Raw genomic sequence first — 9,645 nt, forward strand, 5'->3', positions numbered from 1 at the left:
GTTTCATTATACCCGATGCCCTTTTTTTTGTCAACTGGTGGAGGCAAAAATTTTCCGGCGCAACATAGAAATTTTTGTGGTGGGCGAGGCTCACCCTACGGGGGATGAAGTGAGTTGCTTTGTGCTAAAACTTGCGCCTGCAATCAAAGCAATGCTTAACGACCCTGCCTGCCCCTACGGTTTCATTATACCCGATGCCCTTTTTTTGTCAACTGGTGGAGGCAAAAATTTTCCGGCGCAACCAAGATTAACAGACAATGAGATTTGTGTGGTAGGTATCGCCCACAGCAAGCGGGGATTATTTGAGATAAATTAGCAAATTTAAGCCTGGGATGGTGCGCGAAAGGGTCCAGAGCAAAAGGGTGAGATAGAGAATGCCCAGACTCCACTGATACCATACTAACGTACTAATCAAACCTGGGAGATTTTTGTCGCGCACCCGGATATCGTTAAAGCCAAATTTGAGTAAGTTATTGAGACTAAAATCGTAGTAATTGAGCCAATTCCATCGCCTTTCGCTTAAAATCGGGAGGTAGCGATCGCGGAAAAAAGCAAAGCGGGGGATGATAGGTAAGCGCCCGATCGCCAAGCGTAGCTGACGGATTCCGCCATCCTCGACAAAATAGCTGATTTCGAGGCTATCGATATGGGGGGATTGGCGATAAAAGAACCAGAGCAAAAGCGCGGGAATTGGTAGAAAGAGTATCACCAAACAAGCTAACGTTAAACCGGGGCGATCGCTGGTTCTAAAAATAGCCAGAATGCCGGCACTAGAAAGAAAGCTAAAAATTCCCAGAATCCAAGCGGTTTCGAAGACAGTGGGAATTTGGGGTTGGGGTTGAAAAGGGCGATAGCGATCGACGAACCAAAACAACAATCCAAAGTAAGAGATCGCCATCATTCCGACGCCAAAAACCAGCCAAAAACTGCTACCATAGCAACTGAGTAGCAGCAGCAAGCTGACCCCCAACCAGCGAATAGTGGTTCGCAACCAGCCGGCGAGGGAAAGGGGTTCGCCCGCAATGGCGCGATCGCGGAGTTTAATATAAGTTGCCAAATCGATTTCTTCGATAGTGAGAAGTTCGCTCAGGGTACCAAACAATCGTTCTTGTTGCGCGTTAGCGATCGCCTTGATTTGTGGGGGGGATAGGCCCAACTTGCGTAAGGTTTTGATTGAAGCGCGATTAATATTCACCCCAAAGATGCGCTGAAGTAAGTCTTTTTGCCTTAATTTTTCGCGCATATATTCGATTTGATTGGCGTCAGCAATTTGTTCTTGCTCGCGAAAATTTCGCACCAACTGACGCAACAGGGTTTCGTTTCCTTGTAAGGTAGTGACGGACAGTTTTTTGCCAATTTGTCCCGGATCGCCAGTGATTTCTGAGGTGTCGGATTCAAAACTCAATCCCGCCACCTCGATCCAGGCGTTGCGACTAAATGTAGCGTCACTTAACGCCAAGCGATCGCGAATTCTCGCCCCGCGCAAGTTGACAGGTTTGCTAAACCGCGCTTCGCGAAAACTAGCTAACTTTTCAAACGTCGTTTCCGTTAAAAAGAGAGATTCGGTGAATTTGGCGCGGGAAAAGAGCGCTCTATCTTGCCACTGAGAGCCACTAAAATCCGCATTGTTCTCCCACAGGGTGCGACTGAAGTTTCCCGTACCGCTAACATTAACTTGATTAAAATTTCCAGTAGTTTTAAAGCGACTTTTCTGGAAATTTACCCCTTGCTGGAATAGCACTCGATTAAAGCCGGATTTTTCAAAAAAAATACTGCCACGAAACTCAGCACTATCGGCAAAAATCGAGCTATAAAAAAGCGCCGATTGGCTAAATCGCGCCTCAGAAAAATCGGCATTTTTTTCAAATGTAGCGCCCATTGCTTCCAGGCGATCGAGAAAAAAAGTATTGTTAAAATGAACCGAACCGATAAACCGGGTTTGTACCAATTTTACCGGGGCTTTAAACACTGCAATTTGCACCGATTCTGGGGCGACACCCACCAGCGATCGGGAGAGTTGACTCAGGCGCAATAACCGGGAGCGATCGCGCTGCAATTGTTCTCGTTCTTGTGGGGGAAATAATGGCAATAATGCATCGCCATACAAGGGCGCGCGCAAACCGAGTTCCGTACCAAAAAACTCTCCTTTAATAATCGAATGGGATAAGTCTAGCGCCACTGCGGCACTGGACCGATTCAGTTCAGTTTGTAAGGTTTGATAAAAGCGATCGCGAAATTCCCGATTTTCTGGAGTTAAATCCACGATAAACTCGCGCAGGTCAATGGTGGGAATTCCATCAGATATCCCTGGCGACTCCACCCGTTCTGCTAATCGTTCCACGGTTAAAATCGGCAGTTCTGAATGATTAGACCACTGATTGTCCGACAAACTGGCGGCCAATGTGGGTAGGTTTATCGGGCATAATATTACCACAAATACGGACAAAAGTAAAGCGATTGTAAGTTTTTTAAACATATTCCAGGGATGGCAATGTGCGGAAAATGATTGCAAGAATGGCAGGCGAAAAGCGGGGGTGGGCGCGTTTCCTGTTTGGGGAAAGCGCGCCTGAATTTAGCGGGAATTACTCGCGAATCTGCAAAGCAATTTTACCGAGCATCGAACCCGTTTCTAGTAAATCGTGAGCGGCACTTGCGTCAGCCAGGGGAAAGGTTTTAGAAAGCTGAACTTTGAGCTTATTTTCATCGATTAAGCGAGCGCATTGCTGCAATATTTTTCCTTGGTCTTGCTGTTCGACAATCAGGTTTTGCAGCATGGGGGTAAGCATCAGTTCTAAACCGATTCGCAGGTTTCGCAGTCTGGCAGTTTTCAAGGTACCGTATTCGGGATTTGGCTCTAAAATTGTGACCAAATCGCCATAAATTTTCACCGCAGGACAGGTTTGGAAAAAGGTTTCGCCGCCTACGGTGTCGAATGCCACATCTACGCCTTCGCCGTTAGTCCATTCCATCACCGCTTCTACCACATCTTTTTGCTTGTAGAATATGGGTAAATCGGCACCGAGTTGGCGGACGAAATCGGCTTTTTCCTGGGTACTGACGGTGGTACAAACGTCAGCGCCTTGGAGTTTGGCAAGCTGAATTGCCACATGACCCACGCCACCGGCACCGGCATGAATTAATGCCTTTTGTCCTGCTTGCAAATTGGCGCGATCGTACAATGATTCCCAGGCGGTAATTAACACTAACGGGGCGACTGCAGCTTCGGTAAAATTCAAAGATTTGGGTTTGTGAGCCACAAATCGTTCGTCTACCACTGCATATTCGGCATAGTTTCCGTGGGGACCGCCCACACCGCCATGACAGAAGTACACTTCGTCTCCCACGCGAATGTTTTGCACGTCGGAGGCGATCGCTTCTACCACGCCAGCGCCATCACAGCCTAAAATCATCGGGCTTTTATCCGCATTCATTAGCGGACCGCGCTTGCGGAGTTTGGTATCGATGGGGTTAACGCCCGCCGCATAAAGCCGCACTAAGATATCGCGATTATTTTCCAGTTTTGGATCGGCGACATCTTGCATTTGTAAGACATCTGTACCGCCCGGTTGAGTCATTACCACTGCTTTCATGGTTGCTTTCCTTTGAGGTTGTCTCTACTCATCAAATGGGTTTGGAGAAATCGGCGGGGTGAAATCCTTTACCCACCGACTTAGTTGTTTATCCTACCCGATCGCGCCGATGAAAATCTGCCCCTACAGAATAAATTCCGGAGTTATGCAGCACCTTCACGGGGAGGGAGGGTAACTCGTTGCCCACCCTACAGGGTGTGACGGAAGCTGGCGGTTGTCTGTGGGGAGAAATAAAAAGCACAATTGCGCTGATGTAACGAGTTGATGTGAGGAACTCCTCCCCAGGGGTTAACTTTTTTCTACTCGTTCGATTTCGGGTTCGGTAAGTTGGTACAAACAATAGATAATTTTGTCAATCAGTTTATCCGTAGCGGCGATACGGCTTTTGAGGGGCAATGTTTGGGTTAAACTGGTTTGATAGTCTGCCTGGATTTTTTCGCGGTGCGATCGCGCTTGAATATCCACCGACAATCGCCCTTTGTTTTTCTCTAAAATGGCGAACAATTGTTCTTCGGTTAGGGGCAATTCAGATTTTTGATAGTCGCCCAGATAGTTTCGCAACTGGGTTTTGTTGCTTAAGGTATCGATAGAGGTGCCGATTTCGGCTTCTAAGGTAGCGAGAAAATCTGCTATATTTGCCGAGAGTTGTTCGTTCAGAGTTAGCATTTGTTTGGCGAGGTGGGCGAGCAAGTCGTGAATCACATCGGTGCGGCGATAGCGCAGGTGATGCTGCACGAAGCCCATGATGCAGATATCGTCGCCTTTTCCCAGACAATATTCGGTGGTATCGATTGCTTTTTCGCGGTAGCGATCGCGCTCGGCTGGTGGTGTATTAAACTCAAACTGGTAAATGGGAAAGCGCTGTAAGTAATGGGTTTTGTAGCGAAAGTAATTCCCGCGCAAAGGGGTACCGATTTTCGTCAAAAAGAACCAGAGCAACTTGCTATTTAATAAGGCAATCAGGGTATAAAGATTGAGGGGAATTTCCGGGTGGGGGACAATGGCATAGGTGGTATCGGCATGAATTAAATGGGCATCGAAACTGAGGGTCATGTTGCCATAGTGGCAAATATCCGGGACTAAAATTTTGTCAGCGGCGAAGCGATGGGGATTGCGAGAATTCCAGAGGGCATACCAGGATTCATAGGACATGCGATCGGAACCGCGTTGTTGCAATGTGGCTTGATTTTGCTGTAAATAGCGATAGGCGAGGGGAAATTGTTCTTGTAGTTGTGCTTCGGAATACAAACTGATGCGATCGCCGATAATTTGATAGGGATAGAGGATAAATCGGCGGGGATGAATGCTTCCGAAGCGGTGGATATCTTCTCCTTTCACAAAGGGTTTGAGAATGTTTCGCTCGATTTGAATGGGTTGTTGCAGTTGGGGGGAAAAGACAGCGATCGCCTCGGAAGTTGCTGGGGAAGTTTGCGGGGCGATCGCCTCTAACACGAACACATCGTTTAATCCCGTCACTACACCTTGGTAAATCCCTTCCACGAGTTCGGATAAGGGAATCGTGCAACGGTCTAACTTACTGAAAATATCCTTTTCTGCCACTTGAGTGAAGACCCATGCTTCTGCATTTTGAGAGTGCTTGAATATCATTGTAAACTCCTTCGGTTTAATCTGGTTTAACACGGCTGCAATTTGCCGCACATCTGAATTGACATCTGGTATTTCATAATAGTACAAAATGGGCTGTAAAGAATGCTGAAGGAATATCAAACAAGTGTAGGTAGTGGCATCGGCAAAGACTTGATTGCTGCCAAAGCTGCAAAGGCGGTAGGAAAGGGGTTGATTGCTGATATAGTGGCGGATTCCCTTGCCAAAGTCGGCGGTAGTGAAGTGATGGGGAAGAATCATGCCGACTCTACCGGTGGGGGAAATAAGTTGCGCGGCGAGTTCGAGGAATAATACGGATAAATCGTATTTACCGGTGGCGGCGGTAAAGCGGATTTTATAATAGTTGGCAAGGCGAGAATTGCGGGGGAGATTTTTGGGTGGGCGTTGATAGGGAGGATTGGCGATCGCGGCATCAAATCCGGGGGAATGGCAGCGATTGAAAATGTCGGGAAATTCCGAGAACCAGTTAAACCATTCTACATCTTGACAAAACTTTTGCGCTAATTGTATAATTTGCAGAGTGGGAGGTTTTGACCGTTCGTGCGGAAAAATGCTGAGGAGAGAATTGGCGCAGCGCAAGTGAGAATTGAGACCCTGGAAGGGGGTCGCGAGGGTGCAGAAATGCAGCCACAAGCTGACCTTGGCTAAGTCTACCGCCATCGGGTTTAAATCCACCCCGTAAATGCAGTGTTGGACGATCGCTTGCTTGAGGCGTTGAGTGCGGTGGCGCGCAGAAGGAACGGGGGAGATTTTGGCTGGTTTTCGGGGATAAAAAATCTCGGGTTGCAGGCGATCGAGATGATGTAAAATGGGGTTATCCTCCGGATGCTGCTGGAGCATTTCCATCAGGCGATCGCCGATAAAATCCACTGCTGCGAGTAAAAAAACCCCGCTACCCATTGCCGGATCGCAGACTTTAATATCCAGCAGTAGATTCCATGCTTGCTGCTGAAGGCGATCGCGCTGCTGCTGCAATTGTGCGGTTGTAGTATCGATTTGCGCCCATTGACGAATCAGCTCTTGAAATTGGGCGGCGCGTCGTTCTATAATGGGAGTTAGAGTCTGAGAAACGATATATTGAACGATATAATCCGGAGTGTAATAAGACCCGGTGGCTTTGCGTTTTTTCTTGTCGGGTACCAGATGTACCGTGGCGCGATCGCCGTCTTTGATAATCAAGCGATAGTCCAGGAGTTTTTCATAAATCGACCCCAACAGCGACACGGCGATCGCGTTATAATCGATGGGAGTGTCTTCAATGCGGGTGAGGCTTTTCAAGATCCGTGCAAGTACCGCATTGCTGAGGGAATAGCGGGTGAAAAATTCTCGGGTTGAGGGAGAAATCTCGAACAAGGAACAAGCAGAATGGTGCCCCACAGGGTGAGGAGATGAGATGGGGAAACGCTCAAACAAATGCAGCAGGGTAGAGTAAATGGTGGTGGAATCGAGAGATGGAGGGTCTTCGATAAATTGAGTGAGGAGATGCTGTAACTGCTGCTGAGAAGAAGGCTCTAATAAATTGCGCGAATCAGCAAAGAGCAAACACAGGAGTTTGTAGAGGAATGATACCGTAGCGTCATAAACCGAGCACAGATGAGAAGTGCGGCGAGAAACGCCGGGAGGCGATGCCAGGAAACCCCCAGCGATCGCGGGAAAAATCTCGGATAAAATTCGTTTTTGCAGTAAGGTGTCAATGTCCCGCATGCTGGGTATTGCATTTGAAACAATGCGTTATGCCACCGAGAGATATAGCCAGAGGTGCTCTAAGATTGACGCGATCGCGCCTGATGGGTTCGCACCAGTTTTGGGTAACAATGGAACAAGGCGATCGATGGATTGAGAGAAAGGTTTGATGAGATAATAAAATTATCGAGTTGGGTGCGCTCTAGCAGGGCGAACGCACCCGAGGGAAAGGGAAAAATCGGGATTAAAAGGTTTCCTCACGCCAGAGGGCGATTCCGCCTAATAACCCATTGATATTGGGGATAATTTCGGCATTGGGTGGCAACTCGAAATTGATATTTTCTGCTTCGCCGCCGCCGATGTAGAGGCGATCGTAATTAAACAACTGTTCCATAGAGGCGATCGCCCGTTGCAGTCGCTTATTCCAGCGTTTTTTACCCACAGATTCTAACGCGGCGCGACCTAATTGTTCCTCATAGGTTTGCTTTTTGCGGAAGCGATGGTGGCCCAATTCCAGATTGGGGACCAACTTGCCATCCACAAACAAGGCGCTACCAAATCCAGTGCCCAGGGCGATCGTCAGTTCGATGCCCGTTCCGGAGATTGCGCCTAACCCCTGCACGTCTGCGTCATTGCAGACGCGAACGGGTTTGCCCAACAGATAAGAGAGTTTATCTGCGATCGCGAACGCCTCCCAATCGGAATGCAAATTCACGGCGGTGTAGGTGATGCCGTGACGAACCACACCGGGAAAGCCCACAGAGACGCGGTGAAATTCACCTTGCTGTGCGGCTAAAGAGGCGATCGCCTCCAGAACCGGTTCGGGTTTAGCGGGTTTTGGCGTTTGCACGCGGTTGCGATCGCTAAGCGCCTCGCCGACTTCATTTAAGACAATAGTTTTAATCCCACTCCCGCCAATATCCACGGCGAGGGTAAGGATAGAGTCGTTGGTTTGAGTCATTGCACTACTCATAGGAAAAATTGCACGGAAGAAAATCGCATATTGCAACACCCGTTCCCAGGGAATTCCTGGGAACGAGTTTATCCGCTACTGCCACCAACCGGGAACCGACCGAAGGATAAACCGCTTACATGGTTAGGGATTGAGGTTGGTGTTCGATTAACTGAGCCAAATCTTGTAAAAACGCTGCAGCATGAGCGCCGTAAATAATCCGGTGGTCGCAAGTAATATTCACTGTCACTTGACGACGGACACCCATCATCCCTTCTGGGGTAGCAAACACTTGCGGTTGAAATCCACCGATCGCGAGAATCGAACCTTGTCCCGGAGGCAAGATAGCATCAAAGCTGTCTACCCCATACATGCCCAAATTGGACAAGCTAAAGGTGCCGCTGTTGTACTCGTGGGGTTGCAACTGCTTCAGTCTAGCCCGTTCTACCAAATCCTTCCAGGTGCGAGAGAGGGAGTAAATATCCACGCTATCGGCATTTTGCAGCACTGGGGTAATCAATCCCCCATCGCCCATTGCCACAGCCACGGCGATATTAATTTGCGAGTGATGCTGAATGCCGCCTTCGGTGTAGCTAGCATTGAGCAACGGATGTTTTTGCAAGGTCAGAGCAACCGCTTTTGCCAGCAAAGCGGTCATCGTCACGCCCTTAGATTTAATTTTTTTGTAAAGCGCTTCCAGGTTATCCGTGGGAATGGTATAGCTGACGTGGAAGACAGGAACCTCTAGGGCTGCCACCATATTCCGCACCACGGCATTTTGCAGGGTATTCAATTGCTCCACATCGCCTTTTGGCGCGCCGGAAGCCCCCATTGCAGAAGCGGCGGCGGGTTGTGGCTGGCGCTGGGGTGCGGCGGGGGCGCTGGGTTGCGCTTGGGGTTGCTTTTCTTTGCCTGCGGCGGCTTCCACATCTTCGGCGACGATGCGACCGTGAGGCCCACTGCCTTGTAGCTGACTCAGGTTAACCTGTAATTCCTTGGCCTTCTTTTTCGCGCGCGGCGAAGCGATGGTGCGTCCGTTTTGGCGACTGGGGGTTTGTTGCGTATTCGCTTTGCTGGGTTGTTTTTCTTCTTTTTCTTGTGGGGCAGAGGGTGCCTGGGATTGGGATCCGCTGCTTTGGTCTTTTTGGTTGGCTGCTTGCTGCTTGGCGGTTTCGATTTCCGCTTCGGTTTCTGCCAATAAAGCGATGGTGGATCCGACCGAGGCCACTTCTCCAGATTCCACGAGAATGGTGGCTAGATAGCCCTCATGGAAGGACTCTACATCCATGTCTGCTTTGTCAGACTCCACAACCACCACCGTTTCGCCCTTTTCCACTTTGTCTCCGGGGGATTTTTCCCATGACACGATTTTGCCTTCGGTCATGGTGGAACTCAGGGCAGGCATGAACACTTCGTTAATCATAGGTGGCTTCTTTTGCGACGCTGAAAACTAAAATAGTTAAACTAAGTAATTTTATCACTAAAACTACTCGTCTTCAAAACCGGACTTGAGACTTTCACCTCATCCGGCTCCTCAACAATTTGGCCTTTGTCATAGGTACCGAGGCTACCATCGCTGGTAGTCTTTACATCGTGGCAATGTCTATGGAGAAGTTGGAGGTTTTTGTATTCATCCTTTCCGCCTAGGGTTTCCGGGATGATGTGGTCTACTTCCATAATGTCTTCTTCCCTGAAATATTGTCCGCAATGAGTACATTTCCCTTTTTGTTTCTTCAAGAGCTTCGATACTCTCGTTGGAACACCGGGTTGTTTACCCATTCTTGTACTCCAGTA

At 48.8% G+C, this 9,645-nt stretch carries 7 protein-coding genes; 1 reads left to right on the top strand and 6 read right to left on the bottom strand.

All coding sequences use genetic code 11. From position 1 onward, the window contains the following. Window positions 1-316, top strand: a 316-nt coding sequence (locus tag LKK83_RS14740; RefSeq protein WP_324631952.1) for a hypothetical protein, incomplete at its 5' end; no start/stop codon positions are given. On the opposite strand, the gene LKK83_RS14745 is transcribed toward LKK83_RS14740, so the two are convergent. The 6 genes from LKK83_RS14745 to LKK83_RS14770 form a co-directional block, all read right to left on the bottom strand. Further along, window positions 299-2,476: a pentapeptide repeat-containing protein gene (locus LKK83_RS14745; protein WP_324631954.1), complete on the bottom strand. Its 2,178-nt coding sequence runs from the start codon at window positions 2,474-2,476 to the stop codon at window positions 299-301. The genes LKK83_RS14740 and LKK83_RS14745 overlap by 18 nt on opposite strands. A gap of 106 nt (window positions 2,477-2,582) precedes the next feature. Next, window positions 2,583-3,590: a zinc-dependent alcohol dehydrogenase family protein gene (locus LKK83_RS14750; protein WP_324631955.1), complete on the bottom strand. Its 1,008-nt coding sequence runs from the start codon at window positions 3,588-3,590 to the stop codon at window positions 2,583-2,585. 288 nt (window positions 3,591-3,878) lie between these two features. Next, window positions 3,879-6,920 (bottom strand): Eco57I restriction-modification methylase domain-containing protein, encoded by a 3,042-nt coding sequence (locus tag LKK83_RS14755; protein WP_324631956.1) that lies wholly within the window; start codon window positions 6,918-6,920, stop codon window positions 3,879-3,881. 223 nt (window positions 6,921-7,143) lie between these two features. After that, window positions 7,144-7,860, bottom strand: a complete 717-nt coding sequence (locus tag LKK83_RS14760; RefSeq protein WP_324631957.1) for an ROK family protein — start codon at window positions 7,858-7,860, stop codon at window positions 7,144-7,146. Window positions 7,861-7,987: 127 nt separating this feature from the next. Continuing rightward, window positions 7,988-9,274, bottom strand: coding sequence for a dihydrolipoamide acetyltransferase family protein (locus LKK83_RS14765; RefSeq protein WP_324631959.1), 1,287 nt, complete (start codon window positions 9,272-9,274; stop codon window positions 7,988-7,990). 41 nt (window positions 9,275-9,315) lie between these two features. After that, window positions 9,316-9,645 (bottom strand): HNH endonuclease (locus tag LKK83_RS14770; protein WP_324631960.1); only part of this gene is annotated, 330 nt, incomplete at its 5' end.

Origin of the sequence: Phormidium sp. CCY1219, from assembly GCF_035615515.1 — a bacterium.
GTDB lineage: Bacteria > Cyanobacteriota > Cyanobacteriia > Cyanobacteriales > Laspinemataceae > CCY1219.

Bases quoted from the DNA above. Each gene is read 5' to 3' on its own strand.
- LKK83_RS14755 (WP_324631956.1), bottom strand. From the start codon at position 6,920: ATGCGGGACATTGACACCTTACTGCAAAAACGAATTTTATCCGAGATT.
- LKK83_RS14760 (WP_324631957.1), bottom strand. From the start codon at position 7,860: ATGACTCAAACCAACGACTCTATCCTTACCCTCGCCGTGGATATTGGC.
- LKK83_RS14745 (WP_324631954.1), bottom strand. From the start codon at position 2,476: ATGTTTAAAAAACTTACAATCGCTTTACTTTTGTCCGTATTTGTGGTA.
- LKK83_RS14765 (WP_324631959.1), bottom strand. From the start codon at position 9,274: ATGATTAACGAAGTGTTCATGCCTGCCCTGAGTTCCACCATGACCGAA.
- LKK83_RS14750 (WP_324631955.1), bottom strand. From the start codon at position 3,590: ATGAAAGCAGTGGTAATGACTCAACCGGGCGGTACAGATGTCTTACAA.